Origin of the sequence: Pseudoalteromonas xiamenensis (genome assembly GCF_017638925.1) — a bacterium.
Taxonomy (GTDB): Bacteria; Pseudomonadota; Gammaproteobacteria; order Enterobacterales; family Alteromonadaceae; genus Pseudoalteromonas; species Pseudoalteromonas xiamenensis.
This window is the reverse complement of record NZ_CP072135.1, coordinates 355,354-375,634: the sequence shown is the minus strand read 5'-3', so window position 1 is coordinate 375,634 and position 20,281 is coordinate 355,354. Positions and strand designations below refer to the sequence as shown.

Genomic DNA, 20,281 nt, shown 5'->3' with positions numbered 1-20,281 from the left:
TCCTAGTAATAAAACTGATATTCGTACTGAGTAAGGATGGAATCCACTAAAAGTGGCATCGCTTTTTCAGTGATTGCAACGTAGTTGGCGGTTTCATTTGAAACCAGTTTACTCAGCGTCGATGCAATTGAGTCTTCCGGCTCTGGTGAATTTGCTTGTGTGTAAGCGTCGACAAGCAGCGATTCGTCCAGTTTCGTCCTTTGATAATCCACAAAGCCATAGGCCATTTGATTAAACAAATAACGTTTTCCCAAATCTTCAAAAAGCACGAAATACTTAACGTTAAAATGGTCTATTGAAAACTCGTTTAGATTTTCCAATCTATCGACAAGACGCATTGGCGATTGAATCGGTTGTTTTTCCAGTAGACTGTAGGGATGAAAATCAGCTTTAAGCCCAGTAATGGAATATCCCACCACTCTTTTATCTTCGATAAGTAGCGCTAAAATGTATTTTTTATCGAGATAATAATTGATAGTTACTGCATCATCATATTTTGAAGGTTTGATGAGTTGTGGCGCACCGAAAATGGAGTAGATATAGTCTATATTGCTGCCCACATTAACCTTTGCGAGGGACTCGTATTCATACACATTGGTGAAATTAGACACAACAGCAACGTAAGCTTCTTGTATCATCGATTTAGTATCTGACCAATTTCCAATCGCCATTAACGACAAAGACAAAACGATAATTTTGTCTTTGAGTCTAGCGAACATACTCTTACTTTCACCGCGCTCAGACGTGCCCACAACCGAGTTCATAAAAACCTCAAAGTTTATTTTCAGATTTTATGAAATTTAAATACAGCAACGCTTCATTTTCTGGGTCTAGTTTTGTCGGGCCTTCTGCGATAAGCATCTCGAACAGATGCTTCGCTTTTTCCTCTGGAAGGGTGACGAGAACACATACGTTTTTATTGTCGCCCATTTGCGCATAATCGACTTTTTCGACGATGGTTCCTTGCAAGCTTTGATCGGTAAAATTCGCAATCGTTTGACTAAAGGTTTCCTTCACGAGATTTTCATTTCCCAATTGCGCTTTCTTTGAAAACGCTTCTTGCAAACTTGAAAGTCGCGTATCGATTTGTTTCGCAATTTCATCTCGTGCAAGCATTGCAGCTTGGCTCTTATCTAAACTAAAACTGTTTGAGGCCAGTACGCATGAAGAGGCTGCAAATCCTTTTTCGATGGTTGGATTAGTCACCCAACTTGGTATAGTCATCCCCATTTCCGAAGCGTTTGTTTTCTCCGTTGAACTACAAGCTGAGAGCAATAATGCGGAAGTGAAAATAGATAGAGTCATTAAACGTTTCATTTTAATCCTTTAAACACCGAGAGTTTATTTTTGCTATTACAAAATTAATAATTCGTGTATTGAGTCAACTTTAAAAGCAGAATGTAAACTCAAAAAATCATAAGTGATAAGGAAATAAACAGCTTTTTGCACCGCTATATTCGTACTGATGTTCATGACAACGAATATGAGTCAAATGTGCCTGCAAAATGAGTGTAAGAAAAGACGGTAGGCTAGACACAGCATTAGCCTTCACGAAACAAAAATAAACCACACGTCGGCAGTTTAGAATGCCAAAGTGATTCATCTCTGTTTGCGGAAAAGTTTCCGATTTCCTTTCTATTAATTATTTTGGTTACGGCAAAAGTTAACCAAAATTTATATCCTTATCTTGTACGATGTGCAGTTTAGAACAATATTTTTACTCAGATCAAGCGCAATTGATTACAATTTAATACAAATTTGATCTGGACCTTGGGTGTTTGTAAATATTAAGTTACTTTACGTTGCGCCTAAATTTATGTAATTGAAGTCTTTTTTAATTACTTGATTCCAAATTCACAATCCAACCGCTCAACTAATTCCATTCAATTAAGTGACACCGTGAGTTCGATTCGGAAATGCCATTTTTGCCTCAAAATGTTGTCGGTTCGCCTCATTTTGAGCAAAATTCGTTTTCATTACATATTGCGCAATTAGAATACTTACTCGACCACTTTTAGGGACAATTAATAAAACATGTTTAAACGTAACGCACATCTACTTCGCCGATTGTTTTTCCTGATGACAATAATCTGGATTCCTAGTGTATCAGCCAAACACGCACCGGTCGTACTCATCTCTTTAGATGGCTTTCGATGGGATTACATTGAAAAACACGGCGCAGAAAACCTAAAACGCATTGCAATGCAAGGTACTCGAGCACAATTCATGCGACCTGTTTATCCTACCAAAACATTTCCAAATCATTTGTCCATCGTCACCGGATTACTACCTTCCAATCACGGTGTTGTAGATAATCATTTCTGCGATAAAGCACGTGAGCAATGTTATGAAATGGGGGATGGACTTGAAGACAGTACATGGCTATCCGGCATTCCACTTTGGAATCTGGCCGAAATGCAGGGCGTGAAAGCGGCAACGTATTTTTGGCCTGAGTCAGATGCACGATTTAATGGACGTACAGCATCTTATTATTATCACTATTCTAAATACAGTGATTATCAAAATCGCATTAACCAAATGGTCCAGTGGCTCGAATTACCAGAATCGGAAAGACCTGAATTAATCGCGGGCTATTTTTCATTAGTAGACTCCAAAGGACACAAATTTGGGCCGAATGCGCAAGAAACGAAAGAGGCTGTGCAGCGCGTAGATGAGCTAATTGGCCAGTTCGATAGACGCCTTGCAGAACTGAAGTTAGACGTGAATCTCATTTTAGTATCTGACCACGGAATGTCTCAAGTAGACCCAGAAAAAGCAATTTTAGTAAAGGAACTTGGTGTATCGGAAAATGATTTCGCGATACTGAATGGCGCAACCAAAGTCCACTTTTACAAGAAACCGACCTCAACAGTCTCAATTGATGACATTAAAAAACAGCTGATGTCAGAAAGCGCTGGTCGTTATGACGTCTTGTCAAAAGAGACATTACTCGAACGAGGTATCAAAGACGATAGCCGCTTAGCGGACATTCTCATTGAAACCACTGCACCTAGAACATTCAAGTACAAGAGACCCTCAACCGAACACGGCATGCATGGTTATGCTTTCACCAAAGACATGGGCGCAATCTTTATCGCCAAAGGTCCTGCATTTAAGCGAGGATTTGAATTAACGGAGGTCAACAACCTTGATGTTTACCCAACGGTTGCCAAAATACTGGGTTTAAAGTTACTTGGCCCTATTGATTCTGATGGCGCAAGCATCAAAGCGTCACTTAATTAATTGCATATCTATAAAAGAAAAGGCCCTTTCGGGCCTTTCCTATTCTTGATTTTGTATCACCGGGATTTCCATGACGGCTTTGGTTGGTTGATCATTGTTAACGCCCTCCGGCATTAGATATTTATCAAGCCAACGTTCTTGTTCCCACAACACGTGCATAATACTTTCGCGAGCTTTATATCCGTGCCCTTCTTCGGGAAGCATAACTAATCGAGCGGTTTTACCTAACCCATTGAGGGCTGCATACATCCGCTCAGATTGCATTGGGAACGTACCTGAGTTTGGATCTTCCTTGCCGTGAATAAGCAACAGCGGTTCATCGATTTTATCCGCATTGAAGAATGGGGACATTTGCGAGTAAATCGTTTGGGCTTGCCAAAAGTCGCGTTCTTCACCTTGGAATCCAAAAGGTGTTAACGAGCGATTATATGCCCCACTTCGAGCTATGCCTGTTTTAAATAAATCACTGTGCGCCAGTAAATTAGCCACCATAAACGCACCATAAGAATGCCCCGCAATCGCAATACGATTCTTATCAGCAATACCACGCTCAACCAAGGTATCTACCGCCGCTTTTGCGCTTGAAACCAATTGCGGAATAAAACTGTCATTTGGCTGGCTATCACCTTCTCCAACGATGGGCATTTTCGGGTCATCAAACACCGCGATGCCTTTCGATAGATATGGCATTGGCCCCCAGAATCCAATGTAATTAAACTCATACGGCGATTCTCGCATCTGCGATGCAACGGCCTTATCTTTAAACTCTAGCGGATAGGCCCACATCAAAACTGGTAGTGGTCCCTTTTCTTTTGTATACCCAGCAGGAAGATACAACGTGCCGCTTAACTGTGTTCCATCTTCCCGCGTATATTTGATAACTTCTTTTGTCACCCCAATAAAATCAGGATATGGGTGGTCGTATCGTGTTAACTGCGTAATAGAACTATCGGCTAAGTTTCTCAGAAAGTAATTCGGTTGCTCCGTTGCTGATTCACGCAATGTGATAAATTGCATTCCTTCATCGTCCAACACCGAAACGACGCGCTCATAATACGGAGCTTCTGATTGCCACACTTTATTAACGTCGTTTGTTTTAATGTCATAACGAGCCAGATAAGGTTGTTTACCTTGCGCCGAAGCGCCATCTGCGACCAGATACATGTAGCGGCCACCAACCAATTTAACCACTTTTGAACCTAAATCGTTGTAAGTCATAACGAAAGAGCCAGGATCTTTATAACTGTCGTTATAGCTGCGCTCAGAAAACAGCACGCGATTTTCATCTGCGTTACGCGGTGAAATAACATGCGTTCTTACATGTCTATCTTGGAAACGCCATTCACTTAATAGCGCAACATTATCGTCTGCCCAATCTATGTGGCTGAATCGCCATTCCATTTTCGCAAATAACTCTGGCTCACGACGAAATGGCGCACTAATTGAGTACAAATAATCATGAAAAGGCACTTGTGCTTTCATGGAACCGCCATCCTGAGCCTCCGCCCAAATAACCGTCGCCCCTTTATCAGCTCGCCATTGAAATTCGCGACGTCCAGCCTGAACACTGTCAAAACCTTGCGGGATAGTTTCTGCTAATGGGACTCTAGCCAATTCATAGAGTGGGTGTCCGCGCATGCCCCAAATCTGCCAAACGGTAGGAAAACGTTTATAGGGAACCTGGTAGGAAAATGGCTCATCAATCATCGCGATTAACAGATTCGTGGCGTCTGGAGATACCGCATAATCGGAAATAATAAGCGCAGGACCAATACCTTGCACTCGGCCATCTAAAGTCAGTTTTACTAATTGTGTTTGCCCGTAAAACTTGAACAACGCCTCATCATGAGGGGTTTGTAACAAGTTTTGATAAGTACGGACGGGCGCTTTTTCGCCCTTAGACTCTTGGATAACTGGCTTCAGCTTTGCTTTTTCTGCTTCAGGAGGCGTTTTACTGTGATTTGACGCAACCGCAGCAACTATTGCGCTGCTGTCTTGAAGCCACTCATAGGGTTCGGTAATAAATGCATTAAGCGCAAGTTCGCTCAATTGCTGTAACTTACGCGTTTTTACGTCGTACAGCCAAAGTGTGCTGACTTTGTCACCTGCAACCACAAAGGCCAGATACTGAGAGTTGCTCGACCAACTCGGAAAGGCAATTTTACCTTCAGGTAATTGATTGAGCGGAATAATGCTCCCTGTCTGAACGTGCTTAAACTCTAATGTATCGTATAATCGAGTTGTCGTTTTAATGCGAGTGTCAGGATTGAAACGTATGCCCGCGAGTCCAACTTCGGGTTTGGCGAGGTCCTTCAAACTCAATACGCGACTGCGGTCCAATAACGCCATCCAAGCGCCGTCTGGTGACAATACATTGGTAGGGAGAAGCTTTGCATCGACCACCGAAGCAATGGCAGGAGAAGGCATTTGATATTCAGTATCCGTAGCCTGACTTGCCATTGGTGCAATTACGCAAAATGACACCAATAAACACATTAACCACTTTTTCAACATGACTTTAATCTCGATGTTTTGAAAAACTCAGCAAATAATACTAGAAGAGCAAAAAAATGCGACCTTTTCATACATTTAATATGACATCTTTACACCGTAGAAAAGCAAACCGCGACGCTCACCCCTATTTTACTTAGGTTCGTTTTAACATAGGCAGTCCGAATTGAGTCAATATTCTAAATTGAATTGGTTGATTCTTTTGTACGCTGACAAGATAGGATACACTTCGTTAATAATAAATGAATGCTCGCCAACTGATTGAGTTGGTTTGAAACAAAAATCATGAATAACAATAACAAACCTGAAAAAGTAACGATTTTTGATGTTGCCAAAGAAGCACAAGTTTCTAAATCTACGGTGTCTTTGGTCCTTACACAAAGTGATAAAGTCAGCGATAAAAGTCGAGAGAAAGTACTTCAAGCAATCGAGAAACTAGGTTACGTATACAATAGAGATGCCGCAGCACTTAGAAGTAAACGCTCTAACCTAGTCGCCATTGTCATCAATGACTTAACCAACCCCTACTCTGCACAGCTCGCCATCGGACTGGAAAAACACATCGGTGCGCTCGGTATGTTACCGATGCTGGTAAACACCAATGAGTCATTTGAACGCCAGAAGCAAGTCGTCAATACCTTGAAAGAATACAACGTTGCCGCGTTCGTTATGTGTCCAGCCCCAGGTACGGATAAAAATTGGGTTAATCAATTAATTCAAAGTGGATTTCCAGTTATTAACATCATGCGTGAAGTACAGTACAGTGATGCGCCTACTATTTTGCCTGATAACCAAAAAGGTACGATGCTTGCCACTGAACATCTACTTTCGCAAGGCATGAAAAACCTCGCCTTTGTAGGCGGTACAGAAGATATTTCCGACTACCATGAACGCTTAGCTGGCTTTAACACCGCCATGCGTTTACACAATGAACATACGCCTTCGGTCATTGTACCTTCTCAAACCAATCGACAAGGCGGCCGTGAAGCCTTCAAAGAATTATATGCTCAATCCGCAGACATCGAGGCGATAGTTTGTTTTAGTGATGTCATTGCCTACGGGGTCATAGAAGAAATTCGAAATGCGGGCTTAGAACCCGGAAAAGACATCAAAGTCGTTGGTTTCGATGACTTAGAAGACTCGCGAATGATGTCTCCCGCACTTTCCTCCGTCCATATTAATGCCAATGAAATTGGCAAACGAACGTGTTTAGTGCTCTCGGAATTACTCGATAAATCGACACCGCCTTTACGCACCTTAGTGGATGTAAAACTGATAGCACGCGCATCATCAGATCAGAAAGTGGCAGGATAAAAAACGAACATGAGAATCCTCGGGCCGTGAAGACAAACAGGAACAAACCATTCTTGTTAACGACTCATTTTCATTCGTCGTGTCAATGAGTTAAATCGTCAATTGACGCGTAAAAAAGGTGTATCATCGCAGTTAATACGTATAGAATTCGCATCAATTTGATGGTTAGCTAAAATATAACCAATTTATTTTTATTTATAAGCAAGGCAACATAGATTTGAATTCAGCAACATTTATTCAAAAGCGTAAATTCATCGTCCGCTTGGGCAAAATGCTCCACAAGTACGGCACGCCAGCATATCGATTGGAAGCACACCTCATGGAAGTGGCTACGCATTTGGGTCTGAAATCGTCATTCGTCATGTCACCAACGTCCGTTACCTTTGTAATTTGGACTGAAGGGCATGAAGAAGAATACACTCATGTTGCTCGAGTTGAGCCGGGCGACCATGATTTAGGATCATTGGCAGACACCGATGATGTCGTCAATCGCCTATTGTCTGGAGAACTGACGACAGAACAAGCTGAAAAATGCTTGGAAGAAATCAGTAAACAGAAACCACCTTACAGTCGATGGTTTAATGCGTTGGCATTTTTAATGTCCGGTGGCGCATTTGCAATGCTGATGGGGACTAGTTGGAATGACGTTATTTGGTCAGGACTGATTTCGCTTGTTGTGTTTATTTTTGTGCTGTGGTCAGGCCGTTCAAAACGTGTTCTGCACATGCTTGAACCATTGGTTGCTATTGTTTCTGGTTTGCTTGCGTGCGCGATTAGTGTTTACGTCGACCCGCAAATCAACATTCGCCTTGTGGTATTGTCGTCCATTATTGTGTTTATTCCCGGACTTGCTCTAGCGCTCGCATTTGCTGAACTTTCTGCTCGTCACCTGGTGTCTGGCACTGCGCGATTTATGGATGCGATTATGTTGCTCTTTAAATTGTACTTTGGCGCTTTTGTGGGTATTTCACTGGGGTTTGCTATTTTCGGTCAAACGGACTTTGTCCAGCCTGATCCATTACCCAAATGGACAGCTTGGCTTGCTGTTTTTGCGTTGTGTACCAGCCTTATCGTGGTATTTAGAACCAAGCTTCGCCATGCATCTTGGTCAATCGCAGCAGGGTTTATCGCCTATGCCGCAAGTATCGGTGCAGCGTTCTATTTTGATTATGCGCTTGGTACATTCATAGGCGCATTCGCCCTTGGCGTGTTCAGTAACTTTTTTAACCGCTTAGTCAATGCGCCTGCTTCTATTGTGGCTATGCAAGGACTTATCGTGTTAGTGCCAGGCTCAAAAACCTATATTGGCCTCAACTCGCTTATTGAAGGTCAAAGTTTTGTGCACTCGGACCACATTGGTCAACAAACTTTCCTCATTTTTATGTCGCTCGTTGCAGGGTTAATCTTCGCAAACGTTGCTCTTCCACCGAAAAAAAGTTTGTAAAAGTGGCCGTTTGGCCACTTTCTAAATCCAACGTCTCACTTTACGCGAATACTGCTCGAATTCTTCTCCAAACAATTTTCGCATCGCACGCTCTTCAGGACGAATTTGAAAGTGATTCATGTAAAACACAAAGACAATTACGAACAAAATATTTATCGGTGCAAACAGATAAATACCCCAAGCAATTAGTGTAAACAACATCCCTAAATACATAGGATTTCGCGTGAATTGAAAGATCCCTTGGGTTACCAGATGGGATGCTGTGTCAGGTTTAGTCGGGTTTACCGTCGTCTTTTCAAGCTTAAAGATTACCGCACCACTCACAGCAACGCCCACCCCCACTAAAAACACCAAACAGGCCACCGCAATGTGCCACGTTGTGTTGTGTAACACGGGTGTCATCTGTTTTGCGGCCCACATTAGCGCTCCCAAAACGAGTACGATAAAGACAGGTGGAATTTTTGTTTCTAAATTTTTCATGCGTTAACTCGTGTTTTTTTCCAATCCACTACTACAGTAAATAATACAGAAAGTTACATTTTTTAATAAGTTAAAACGTTTATCCCTAAGTTTGATACAGACTTTAAAACGTCTAACCGTACAATCCCTGTTTCAATAAAAATTGCATTGAATTAAACAAAAATTACGTTTCTTAAGACTTTCTTAAGTTTCGGCTTTTACAGTCTGTTTAACACCAGAATAGGAATAACACAAACGATGAATACAGGCGTAGAGAATTTAACCAATACTTCAACGAAATCCGCAGTTGAATACGCCCAAGCCCTATTTTCAAATCGCTATGTGATTCGGTTCATTGTAGCAATGTGGATAACACTTACATGCAATACTGTGTTTTATGAAAATTTAAATGAGAATGTGCTTGTATCTGCCGGCTTACTTTTGTTTGCATTAAATTGGCTAATCATCTCAATATTCAGTGTGGGACGTTTATTTAAACCTGGTTTAATTTTACTGATTTGTATTAGCGCGTCAGTTGAGTACTTCAGCACGCGATTTGGCATTATGATGGATTATGGGATGCTGCAAAACGTTCTTGAAACCGATGTAAAAGAAGCGGCAGACCTCATTAATTTCCGACTTTTCTTTCATTTTCTTGTTTACGCAGCCCTTCCTAGTGCCTTGGTGCTATTCGTTCCTACACCAAAGTCGACAATAAAGAGAAGAGTTTTGACTTACACAGGTAACTTTCTTTTGGTGTTAGGGCTACTCGGCACACTTGCTTTTATGCACTACCAAACGCTTTCTGGCTACTTCAGAATGAATAAAGAACAACGTTACTACGCAACTCCGCTCAACGCCATTTCCGCGATTAAATCTCACGTTAAAATGAAGCTAAAGCCGAAGGCGACTACGTTCACGCAAATTGCGTCAAGCGTTGCGTTTGTACCTTTTTCTGAAAAACCGACCGTTTTTGTACTCGTTCTAGGTGAAACCGTTCGTGCTGACCACTTTGGCCTCAACGGCTACGAACGTAATACCACGCCAAACTTATCTAAATTACCCGTATACAACTTCAAAGACGTCAGTTCGTGTGGCACAGCAACCGCACATTCTGTCCCATGTATGTTTTCATGGATGAACAAAGCGGATTACGACGAATTTACGGCAAAAAATTCAGAAAACGTAATAGACATCGTAAAACGCGCCGGATTTGATGTAATTTGGCGTGACAATAACAGCGGCTGTAAAGGTGTGTGTAGCCGCGTTAAGACCGAGAAACTTTACGAAGTCGTTACGTGTGAAGACGGCTGTCCTGACGAGCTATTGTTAGAAGGATTGCCGAAACTATTAGAGCAGAAGAAAAATACGCTTATCGTTTTACATCAACAAGGCAGCCACGGACCGGCCTATTTCCGTCGCAGCCAACAAAAGCACAAAACGTTTTTACCTGAATGTGAAGATGAAACGTTTGCAACCTGTTCTCAGCAAGAAATCATTAACGCTTATGACAATAGCTTAGTCGAAACCGACGCGATGTTAAGCAGTGTAATCGAGCTTTTAGACAAGCAGAAAGACGTAAATACGGGCTTGCTGTATGTCTCTGACCATGGCGAGTCGCTAGGTGAAAATGGTGTTTACCTACATGGTTTACCTTATGCATTTGCACCGAGTTCTCAAACTCATATACCAATGCTTTTTTGGTTATCTGATAATTATCAAAAAGATGTGAAGTTAGACAGAACGTGCTTAAATGAAATTACAGCAAAGCCAACTAGTCATGATGCACTCTTTGGCAGCTTGCTAGGATTACTTTCAATTGACATAAAAACGGAAAAGCAGACAACGGATTTGGTTACTGGTTGCAGGGGGTAATATGAAATATAACAAAGTCGCAATGGCTATGCTTGTCCTCCCAATTGGCCAAGCTTACAGCGCGGATTTGCTCAAACTTGACACGCTTTGCACTGCAAAGCGTGTCGACGAGTCAAAAATGACACGCAATACCGAGCAAGGGAATACCGAAAAAAACATCGTTATCAAAAACATCACTATAACTGCCAACCCTATTTTTGACCCGAATAACCCTGAAACAACCTCTCTCCACGAATTTGCAAATTGGTTACACATAGAAACGCGCGACGACATTATTCGTTCCCAACTCCCCTTCAAAGAGGGCGATACTGTCAGCGAAGCTGACATTTTAGAAGCTGAACGCATCCTTCGAAGTAAAAAATACATTCGAGAGTCAAAAATCAATTACGACCCACTTTGTGATGAAAAGAAATCTCAAGATTTAGCTGTCGAAACTTGGGACACCTGGAGCCTTTTACCCAGCATTAACTTTGGTCGCAGCAGCGGAAACAATCGCTACAGCTTTGGCTTTAAAGAAGAAAACTTTTTGGGTTATGGTATTCGCGCATCAGTTAAGTACAAGTCTGACCATGAACGCACAGGCTACCACACCGTTGTGCAAATGCCGGCACCGTGGCAGCCACATGCACTGATGACCATGCAAGCAGATGACTACGATGATGGTAAGATTTACATGGCTGATTATTTTCAACCATTTTACCAGCGCTCAAGCCCGTCGCTTTACCGTGTATACATGCAATCTCAGGAGCAAACAACGTCAATTTACCATAATGGCGAAACTGAAAGTAAATTTCGTTACGATGGCACCGTCGGGCAACTCGCCTATGGCCAAAAATGGAAACAAACGGACGAATACACATTGCGTTGGATAGCCGGTTTAGATTTCCAAGATGTTCAATATACCGACCCGACACTGCTAGGCCGTACAGATCTAATAGACTACAAACTGCTTGCGCCTTGGATGGGCATTCAGTTCATTGAAGATCAATACGTCGTTTTACAGGACATTGATCTAATAAGTCATAGTGAAGACATTAACTTAGGTTGGGAATTTACCAGCAAACTGGGCTTTGATACAGAATCGAATGGCGCTGGCACAATTTTAGAACTCAGCGCTGATAAAGCATGGCTGATAGGCGAAAAGTGGCTTTATCGTTTCAACGCGTCCGCCAACGCAGAACTAGGTACTAGTCGCAAAGACCGTTTTTCAGGTTCGGTGTCTGGAAAAGTGAATTATCGATTTTCAGATATGTACGCTTTATATGGCGAGGCGTTAGTAAAGTGGCAGAACGACGAGTTTGCAGAAAAACCGCTGGCCGTAGGCGGTGAAGAAGGTATACGTGGCTTTCCTCAAAGCTACCAGCATGGTACACAATTAGCAAAATCGACCGTTGAGTTCCGTGTTTATCCAAACATTAATCTCTACCAGTTGGTTGACGTTGGTTTTGTTGGATTTTTAGATGTCGGTAAGGCATCGGGCACCATCGAACATGAAAACGTAACAAATAAAGTGTTGGGAAGTGCCGGCCTCGGCATTCGTCTTTATTCATCACGTTCCAGCAACGAAAATGTCGTGCATATTGATTTTACCAAACCACTTAGTTCCTTTCCCAACGTAGATAGTTGGGAACTAGGACTGTCGGTTGAAACGCGCTTCTAGCGCGTTTTTCTTTTCAACGTTTCTAAAGCAACCAGCATGTTGGTCGTGATCAGATGTTGTTTGCGCTCTCAGATTGACTGAATCGATTGGTTAAACCGTTGAATGGCATGTTGCTGAAGTCCAACTTTTGCCGTTGGACTTCGATTTGATTTTAAGGCAGTCGATACAATTTATTACTGTATAGGTAATTACCGAGTAATGCATGAGCGAGTGCAGTTTGATGTTCTTCATTCGTCACTTCATCAGGACGCAAGGACAGGTCATGCTTATCGAACACGAAACCAATTGCGGGTTTATTCGGTTGCAACACGGTGAGTTTATGGTCCGTCAAGTAACCAAAGTTATTACCGAATTGCATCATTGCCCGTGATTTCCCTGCACTTTCTTGGCTGGACATGTCTCGACCAATCATTGGCGAATCATTTGTAACCCCAATTAACGACAACATCGTTGCTGGCATATCCAGAGAACTGGTAATGCGAGCATCTTTTTTGGCTTCGATACCTGCACCAAGGATGACGCCAGGGATATGAAAGTTTTTAACAGGAATTGGTGTTAATGAATCGACCCGAGCGTCATGATCTGCAATAACCAGAAACACAGTGTCGTTCCAATAAGCGCTTTGCTTTGCTTTTTCAAAAAACTCACCAAGTGCTTTATCCGAATACTTGATAGCGTTATTTCGAGTATTTGGCAATTCATCATATGGCTCAATGATGCCTTGAGGATATTCATAAGGTGTGTGATTAGACGATGTGAAAACCAAGCTAAAGAACGGTTTACCTTGTTTGGACAGTTGCTCAAACTGACTATGCGCCTCTGCATAGAGATCTTGATCACACGCCCCCCATGAACCAACGAAAGTGGTTTTACTGAACTTAGGCAAATCAACAATATCGCTAAAACCATTGCCTAAGAAGAAAGATTTCATGTTGTCGAAATGGCTTTCGCCTCCATACACAAATTGGGTGTGGTAACCCTGTTGTTTTAACAACTGCGCAATCGTAAAGAAGCCATTCTGAGCTTTACTCAATTTCACAACCGCACGCGATGGAGTTGGCACAAAGCCTGTCGTTACCGCTTCAATGCCGCGCACGGAACGAGTACCCGTCGCGTAGAGTTGTTCGAATGTCCAACCTTCGTTCAACAATTTATCCAAATTTGGTGTCAAAGGAAGACCGCCTAATCCACCAACAAAACGTGCGCCTAGGCTTTCTTGCAATAAAATGACCAGATTGCGCTTTTTACCTTGGTACGTTGCATGTTGCATATTGCGAGTTGGAATATCACCTTCAATAAAACGGTTACTTCGCCCCGATGCCAACTTAACGGTTTGGAGCATGGTTTCAATATCCATACTGCCGTAGAATTTCTCCGCACTTTGCTCAGAAGCCATGTTTTTAAGCGCAAATGCCAAAGAATAGGTTGAGTTTAGCGTCAGCTCATTGAGCAGTACATCATCAGAATAGGCAACCATCGCAGGATTAAGTGGGCGATGCCCAAACGTTGAACGTGCACCAACGAAAAGCATAATACAACAAATGGTTGCAATACTTATGCGTCCCAAAATAGAAAGTGATGGGAAGGAAAAATCAATACGGTCAACCCATTTCCAAGCCATGAAAACCAATATTATAGTCGCAAGTAGCACGCTAAAAATGCTGAGTTTGTACCCTGTCCACAGCATCCCAAACACTTCTTTTGGATACATGAGGTATTCCACAAATAAGCGATTGGGTCGAAGGTCGTATTCTGAAATAAACGTAGGTGTGACAAATTCCATATATGAAAACAATAGGATAATGCCAACAAACAATACTTTTAGAAAAATCGTCCAACTTATTCTTATTGCCCCCTCTTTTGGCAAGCAAAAATGAACAAGCACGGGAAGAATAATCAAGTGAGCAAGTGAAGAGAGATCGACTCTCATCCCTTGCAAAACAATATGTAACCAATCTGATGAATGAACAAGTCGATCATGTTGCCACACAGACAAACCTGTTCTGGCAATTGTTAATATTGCCATTACGACAAATATCAAAAATAAAAACGGTGCAATTGCACGTACTACATTATTTTTCATTGTTAGAAAACTACTACACTACGAATTGACTTAGGACAACGCTCCACACAACAAACGTCATTAACAAGCTTATAAATACGGCCGCTGAAGCGATGTCTTTAGCACGACCCGAAAGTTCGTGATGTTCCGTACCAACTCTATCAACAACCGCTTCGACAGCAGAATTGAGTAATTCAGTTAACAAAACAACGAAAAGACAAAGAAGCATTAATGCGCGTTCAGCAATATTAACATTAATCACACATGCGACACTAGCTAAGACAACAAAAAGGAACACTTCTTGACGAAACGCAGCTTCAAAACGCCAAGCGGCTAGAAATCCCTTAAAGGAATAACCGGTCGCTTTGAAAACACGATGCAAACCTGTATGGCCTGGTTTCATAAATTGGAATTCACTCTGCTCTGAAAGAAAGGACTCGTCACTATAAATCTCGAATCTTAAGTCAACCTTAAGAAATGCTGTGTTTTAGACAAGAATGCTTTCTTACCCTAATTTGTACCGACGCCTTCATTCTATTTAAGAGAATGTATATCGAGCTTTTTACTAATTTATTTGAGTTCTATTCGAACATAATATTTAGCTATTCACTGATTGAGGACAACACATCATGAAATACATTCGAAGATCGCAAGACCGTGGCACGGTAAATTTAGGCTGGCTTTCGAGTAAGCACAGTTTTTCGTTCGGACATTATTACGATTCGAACCACATGGGTGTCGAAGTACTTCGTGTCATTAACGACGACTATGTCGCGGCTGGTGAGGGTTTTGAACCTCATGGGCATAGAGACATGGAAATTGTTTCCTACGTACTCGAAGGTGGTTTGGCACATAAAGACAGTCAAGGAAATGAACAAGTCATTCGTGCAGGAGAAGTACAACGGATGAGTGCAGGAACGGGTATTACGCATTCTGAATACAATGTATCAGATGCAGATCCAACGCGTTTTTTGCAAATTTGGATCCGCCCAAAAGAAAATGGCGTTGTGCCTAGTTACCAACAAAAAGCCATTAAACAAAGTGGCGCATTAACGCTTTTGGTATCGCCATTGGGTGAGGAAAATAGCTTAACAATTAATCAAGATGCGGATATTTATCGTCTGATGCTCGATATAAACCAATCAACTCCATTGGCTATCAAACGACACTCGGGATACATCCATATCATTTCGGGCACTTTAGCGCTAGACGATACGGTTTTATCTGCAGGTGATGGTATGGCACTTCTTGGCGAAGCATTCCCACACTTAGAAGCTAAGTCGATGCATGGTTCGGTTGAAGCATTGTGGTTTGATTTACCCAAACTTTAACAACACAAACTGATGAAAAGAAAAAACGCCACTGTTGTGGCGTTTCTCATTTAAGACAGCTTGATTTTATAGGTAGGAACTTCGTTCACCTTTTTACCAATCGTTTTTAAGACGCGAGTCCACACAAACAGCAGTGCGACCATCGCGACTAACCAACTTACAGCAAACGTTGGGTTTATTGAAATCTGTCCGATTTGATACACCGACGTTGCAAGGATATAGGCAATTGATGTCGTCCAAGCGACGACCAACCACATCCATTTTCCACCTGACTCACGTTTAACCGCACCAAGTACTGCAACACAAGGCGTATATAAAAGGATGAGAACAAGATAACTAAATGCGCCAAGTTGCCCATGGAACTGAGAAGCCATGGCGGTCAACAATTGACTGTTCGGCTGCGCCTTCTTGATTTGCCGCATTTAAGCCAAGTGGGTCGCCCAGTTTATAAACCAAATCCGAAGCATTAGTTAACAACGAGTCGGTCGCTTCTGCAATTTTTGCCGACAGAGACCATTCACCTTCATCAGCAGCTTGCCCCACATATAGCGCATCGAGTGTTCCGACAATCGCTTCTTTTGCGAATAGCCCCGTTACTACACCTACGGTTGCTGGCCAATTCTCATCATCGATGCCAAGCGGGGAAAGCACAGGCGTTACCACTTGAGCCGCTTTTGCAAGTACAGAGGCATCTGAATTTTCATGTCCAAATGTGCCATCCGTGCCCACTGAGTTCAATACACTAAGCAAAGTCACAACAAGCACGATTGTTTTACCTGCACGTACAATGAAACCCTTTAAGCGATACCATGTTGTTAAAAATAAATTGCGCCAAACAGGCATATGGTACGCTGGCATTTCGGTGAAACTAGGTGTTCTCTCTGCACTAAACACAAGTTTTCTGAAGATGAAACCGGACGCTACTGCAACTAAAATACCAAACAAATACAAAGCGAAAACGATGTTCGCACCATTTGTCGGGAAGAACGCGGCAGCAAATAAAGCATACACGGTGAGTCGCGCACCACAAGACATAAACGGAGCCATGATAATCGTAAGAAGTCGGTCTGACTCACGATTCATTGTCCGCGCACTCATTACCGCAGGTACGTTACATCCAAAACCAACAATCAGCGGCACGAAGGCATTGCCTGGTAAGCCGATAGAAGACATGAGTCGGTCGATAACAAATGCAGCTCGAGACAAATAACCACTGTCTTCTAAGATAGACAAACAGAAATAGAGTACCGCGATAACCGGGATAAAGGTGGCTACAAGCTGAATACCTGCACCAACACCATCACCTAATATCACGCCAACCCACGCGGGCAATCCCATCGATTCAAGGCTTAGTTTTAAACCATCAATCAACACAGCACCGACCAAAATGTCGAAAAAGTCGATAAATACCGCACCGAAGTTCACCGCAATGGTGAACATCAAGTACATCATAAATAGAAAAATAGGCACGCCCGCGATGCGATTCAACACGATTTTATCGATTTTGGTGGTTAAATCTGAACGCGTTTCTGACACCACGCTCACACCGTTGGTTAACTCGCGGATCGTCTGATAACGCTTTACAACATTATCTGTATTGGATTGACCCAGACTGACGTCTGGTTTTACTTTCTCATTGCCCTTTGGCACCTTGCTATACAGTGAGGTCAAGGTATTGCGAAGCAACTCAATTCCAGTCCCTTTTGAACCGACCACGGGAATGACTGGCACACCAAGGCGTTCTGCTAGCTTTTCTACCGAAATCTCTTTACCGCGCTGCTGCGCAACGTCTAACATGTTTGCAACGACAACAATAGGCGTGCCAAGTTCTTTGAGCTGAGTAGTAAGAACTAAATTACGTTCTAAATTCGCCGCATCAACGACGTTAATGATGAGATCAGCCTCATGGCTTTTAAGAAAGTCGATTGCGATTTGTTCATCTTGGCCTGGCTCGAGCTGTTCAATGCTATAAAGACCTGGGAGGTCGATTAACTCGGCCATATCGTTAGCGAGCTTTAACTCGCCAGTTTTGCGCTCAACGGTCACGCCAGGCCAGTTACCGACCTTTTGTTTAGCACCAGTCAAACGATTGAATAAGGTGGTTTTACCACAATTGGGGTTACCAACTAAGGCGACTTTCACACTTTCTCCTTATTTAACAGAAAGTTGAATAAATGCAGCGTCTGCTTTTCGAATACTTACAAATGTCCCGCCGACCTGAATTTGCAATGGGCAACCCATCGGAGCCACATTCAGCACTTTCAGTTCTTCACCTGGGACAATACCCAAAGCCAAAATTCGGCTCACCAACGCGACATCAGGATGATTAATGGCAGAAATCGTCGCGGTTTGGTTCTTTTTCAGTTCATTCAGCGTCATAATCTTACTGCAATTGATGATGGTAATTATTACCAATTAGAATTAGCCGCATGTTATCGCAATCTCATGGTAAGGGCTACGGATATTACAAAAATATTTTCTTTTCGCGAAAACCCAGATTTAGTGTTACTTTTTAGTTGTACGAAGTATTAATTACAATGAAATCATGCAGAACGACAAGAAGTGGACATTAAAAAGCATCGCCGCGCATCTAGGCGTGTCAAATGCAACCGTATCCAATGCCTTTAACCGCCCAGATCAACTCTCAAAAGAAAAGCGTCAGCAAATTTTAAGTGCATGCAAAGAGACTCGGCTACGACGGTCCTAATAAAGCTGCACAATCTCTGCGAAGAGGCACCTCAAACATTGTAGCCTTGGTACTTCCAGATAGTGTCGAATATATGGTGTCCGATCCCGTTGCGAGCAGTTTTATGCGCGGTGTAGCCAGTGTGCTTGAAGAAAGTGGAAATAATCTACTGTTGTTTTCTGGTGCTGCGGACAATCTATCCAGTGTGGTTGATTTCGTAGATGGCTTTATCTGTTACGGTCGACCGAGGAACAGCCATCTATTTGAACATCTCTCCAACGTAAACAAACCCGTTGTTTCGGTCGACTTTAATTTACCAAATCGCGCATCGGTCAATATCAATAACGAACATGCTGCTTACGAAGTCGCCAAAAGTGCGATTGCTTCGGAGGACCAGCGTGTTGCTATTCTTGGTTTGCGATTACTCGACACAAATGTCGTATGTCGTGTTTACGATGAACATCTTCCTGAAGACCTAAGCACTTCAATTGCCCACCAACGATTAGCGGGATACAAGCAGGCACTCCAAGAACAACACGTAAACCTAGCGTCCGATTTAACCTGGAACATACCCGAAAGTAGCGAAAAATACGCGCAGCTTGCTGCGAGTGAGGCTTTGTCGATGGAGCCTCGCCCTACCGTGCTTTTATGTATGAGTGACCTGATTGCACTTGCTGCCATCCGCGTAGCAAACACCAAGAATATTAAAATACCGCAAGAACTCAAAATAGTCGGCTTTGACGGTATTCAAGAGGCATTGTTGCATCAACCATCCCTCACTACCATCCAACAAAATAGCATTGAGAAGGGTAAAAAAGCGGCAGAGCCTCTTTCTAACTCGTTCAACTGAGAAAGTCATGCTGAGTTACAAGTTACTTTTAGGTCAAACAAGTTAGTCTCTTTTATATCTCAACTTTAGCTTTGTGTTACTCGTTAACTCAAAGCTGCCTCCCCCACCTCAGAAATCGAAACACCTTTTTGATGAAGGTTCCCATTCGTGTTGAACACGCCTTGAAACTGCCTCCAACAATCTACGTCGTCGTAAATATCTATGGTTGACTTAAAGTCGACTTGAAGTAGTAGATTGTTTTAAACGTTTCTTAGTTTCGATACACCAAAGGAGATTTACAATGATCACTTATACCTTCTCAAATTTTGTCAACGCGCTGTGTCAATGTTGGACAGGTTTAAATACACAAACTATTGACGACGTCCGTGGTTTGTTGATGTCCACTGCATCAAACGGTGGAGAGATGTCTTGGGTTCGCCAATTAAAAACGCAGCAGTTCACTGTTCAAGAGCTATATCACGACCAAAAGCAGGGATTTATACTGCTTGCTCATTCAGAGGCTAAAAACACGTACCGCCCACCGCATAATCATGGGTCGGGCTGGGTCTTCTACACCGTGTTGGTTGGTGAAATGGAAATGAAAACCTACAAACAGGTTACGAGTTCATCCGGTGAAAGCTATTTAGTCTCTCGCGGGACTGACACGTTGAAAACGGGTGACTGTCGCGTGTTTCTTCCCGGTGACATTCACGACACGCGATGTACGTCAGATAACTTGATTTTACTGCGTTTAACGAGCTGTGACTTTAAGAAAGAGCTAACTGAAGGACGTTTGATCCGTTTCACCACGGATGATACGTCGATTGAGCGCTGAATCAACGACGGGCCTTAAACTTGCGGCTACAT

General features: G+C 42.6%; 16 protein-coding genes and 1 pseudogene. 8 read left to right on the top strand and 9 right to left on the bottom strand.

The genetic code is table 11. The features are described 5' to 3' along the window. Positions 1–2 precede the first annotated feature (2 nt). Complete coding sequence (locus J5O05_RS19420) at positions 3–764, bottom strand: ETEC_3214 domain-containing protein (RefSeq protein ID WP_208845272.1); 762 nt, start codon at positions 762–764, stop codon at positions 3–5. Between the two features lie 7 nt (positions 765–771). After that, the gene (locus J5O05_RS19415; protein ID WP_208845270.1) at positions 772–1,317 is read right to left on the bottom strand and encodes a hypothetical protein; all 546 of its coding nucleotides are present in this window, start codon (positions 1,315–1,317) and stop codon (positions 772–774) included. Positions 1,318–2,034: 717 nt separating this feature from the next. Here J5O05_RS19415 and J5O05_RS19410 point away from each other — a divergent pair. Then, complete coding sequence (locus J5O05_RS19410) at positions 2,035–3,243, top strand: alkaline phosphatase family protein (protein WP_208845268.1); 1,209 nt, start codon at positions 2,035–2,037, stop codon at positions 3,241–3,243. A 39-nt stretch (positions 3,244–3,282) separates the two neighbouring features. On the opposite strand, the gene J5O05_RS19405 is transcribed toward J5O05_RS19410, so the two are convergent. Next, complete coding sequence (locus J5O05_RS19405; protein ID WP_208845266.1) at positions 3,283–5,757, bottom strand: alpha/beta hydrolase family protein; 2,475 nt, start codon at positions 5,755–5,757, stop codon at positions 3,283–3,285. 282 nt (positions 5,758–6,039) lie between these two features. Here J5O05_RS19405 and J5O05_RS19400 point away from each other — a divergent pair, with 282 nt between their 5' ends. Together J5O05_RS19400 and J5O05_RS19395 are read left to right on the top strand one after the other, a co-directional pair. Then, positions 6,040–7,068: a LacI family DNA-binding transcriptional regulator gene (locus tag J5O05_RS19400; RefSeq protein WP_208845264.1), complete on the top strand. Its 1,029-nt coding sequence runs from the start codon at positions 6,040–6,042 to the stop codon at positions 7,066–7,068. A gap of 217 nt (positions 7,069–7,285) precedes the next feature. After that, on the top strand, positions 7,286–8,512 hold the full coding sequence (locus J5O05_RS19395; protein WP_208845262.1) for a threonine/serine exporter family protein: 1,227 nt from the start codon (positions 7,286–7,288) through the stop codon (positions 8,510–8,512). A 21-nt stretch (positions 8,513–8,533) separates the two neighbouring features. On the opposite strand, the gene J5O05_RS19390 is transcribed toward J5O05_RS19395, so the two are convergent. Further along, on the bottom strand, positions 8,534–8,992 hold the full coding sequence (locus J5O05_RS19390) for a methyltransferase family protein (protein ID WP_208845260.1): 459 nt from the start codon (positions 8,990–8,992) through the stop codon (positions 8,534–8,536). A 237-nt stretch (positions 8,993–9,229) separates the two neighbouring features. On the opposite strand from J5O05_RS19390, the gene J5O05_RS19385 reads away from it, so the two are divergent. Then, positions 9,230–10,846, top strand: a complete 1,617-nt coding sequence (locus J5O05_RS19385) for a phosphoethanolamine transferase (RefSeq protein WP_208845258.1) — start codon at positions 9,230–9,232, stop codon at positions 10,844–10,846. Position 10,847: 1 nt separating this feature from the next. Further along, positions 10,848–12,506: a BamA/TamA family outer membrane protein gene (locus J5O05_RS19380; protein WP_208845256.1), complete on the top strand. Its 1,659-nt coding sequence runs from the start codon at positions 10,848–10,850 to the stop codon at positions 12,504–12,506. Between the two features lie 151 nt (positions 12,507–12,657). On the opposite strand, the gene J5O05_RS19375 is transcribed toward J5O05_RS19380, so the two are convergent. Next, entirely contained in the window at positions 12,658–14,589 is a 1,932-nt protein-coding gene (locus J5O05_RS19375; protein WP_208845254.1) for an LTA synthase family protein, read from the bottom strand. A 13-nt stretch (positions 14,590–14,602) separates the two neighbouring features. Continuing rightward, the gene (locus J5O05_RS19370; protein ID WP_208845252.1) at positions 14,603–14,971 is read right to left on the bottom strand and encodes a diacylglycerol kinase; all 369 of its coding nucleotides are present in this window, start codon (positions 14,969–14,971) and stop codon (positions 14,603–14,605) included. A 226-nt stretch (positions 14,972–15,197) separates the two neighbouring features. Here J5O05_RS19370 and J5O05_RS19365 point away from each other — a divergent pair, with 226 nt between their 5' ends. Beyond that, positions 15,198–15,899, top strand: a complete 702-nt coding sequence (locus J5O05_RS19365; protein WP_208845250.1) for a pirin family protein — start codon at positions 15,198–15,200, stop codon at positions 15,897–15,899. A 50-nt stretch (positions 15,900–15,949) separates the two neighbouring features. Here the strand turns inward: J5O05_RS19365 and J5O05_RS22135 are convergent, their stop codons facing one another. Genes J5O05_RS22135 through J5O05_RS19355 form a run of 3 tightly spaced genes read right to left on the bottom strand, consistent with a single transcriptional unit; the run spans position 15,950 to position 18,278 of the window. Continuing rightward, the gene (locus J5O05_RS22135; protein ID WP_244370180.1) at positions 15,950–16,273 is read right to left on the bottom strand and encodes a nucleoside recognition domain-containing protein; all 324 of its coding nucleotides are present in this window, start codon (positions 16,271–16,273) and stop codon (positions 15,950–15,952) included. Beyond that, entirely contained in the window at positions 16,236–18,041 is a 1,806-nt protein-coding gene (feoB, locus tag J5O05_RS19360) for a ferrous iron transport protein B (protein ID WP_244370179.1), read from the bottom strand. Before feoB ends, J5O05_RS22135 begins: the two co-directional genes overlap by 38 nt. Before the next feature lie 9 nt (positions 18,042–18,050). Beyond that, positions 18,051–18,278, bottom strand: coding sequence for a FeoA family protein (locus J5O05_RS19355; RefSeq protein ID WP_208845248.1), 228 nt, complete (start codon positions 18,276–18,278; stop codon positions 18,051–18,053). 166 nt (positions 18,279–18,444) lie between these two features. On the opposite strand from J5O05_RS19355, the pseudogene J5O05_RS19350 reads away from it, so the two are divergent. After that, positions 18,445–19,481, top strand: a pseudogene (locus J5O05_RS19350) (LacI family DNA-binding transcriptional regulator). A 234-nt stretch (positions 19,482–19,715) separates the two neighbouring features. Then, complete coding sequence (locus J5O05_RS19345; protein WP_208845246.1) at positions 19,716–20,249, top strand: cupin domain-containing protein; 534 nt, start codon at positions 19,716–19,718, stop codon at positions 20,247–20,249. Positions 20,250–20,281: the final 32 nt, after the last annotated feature.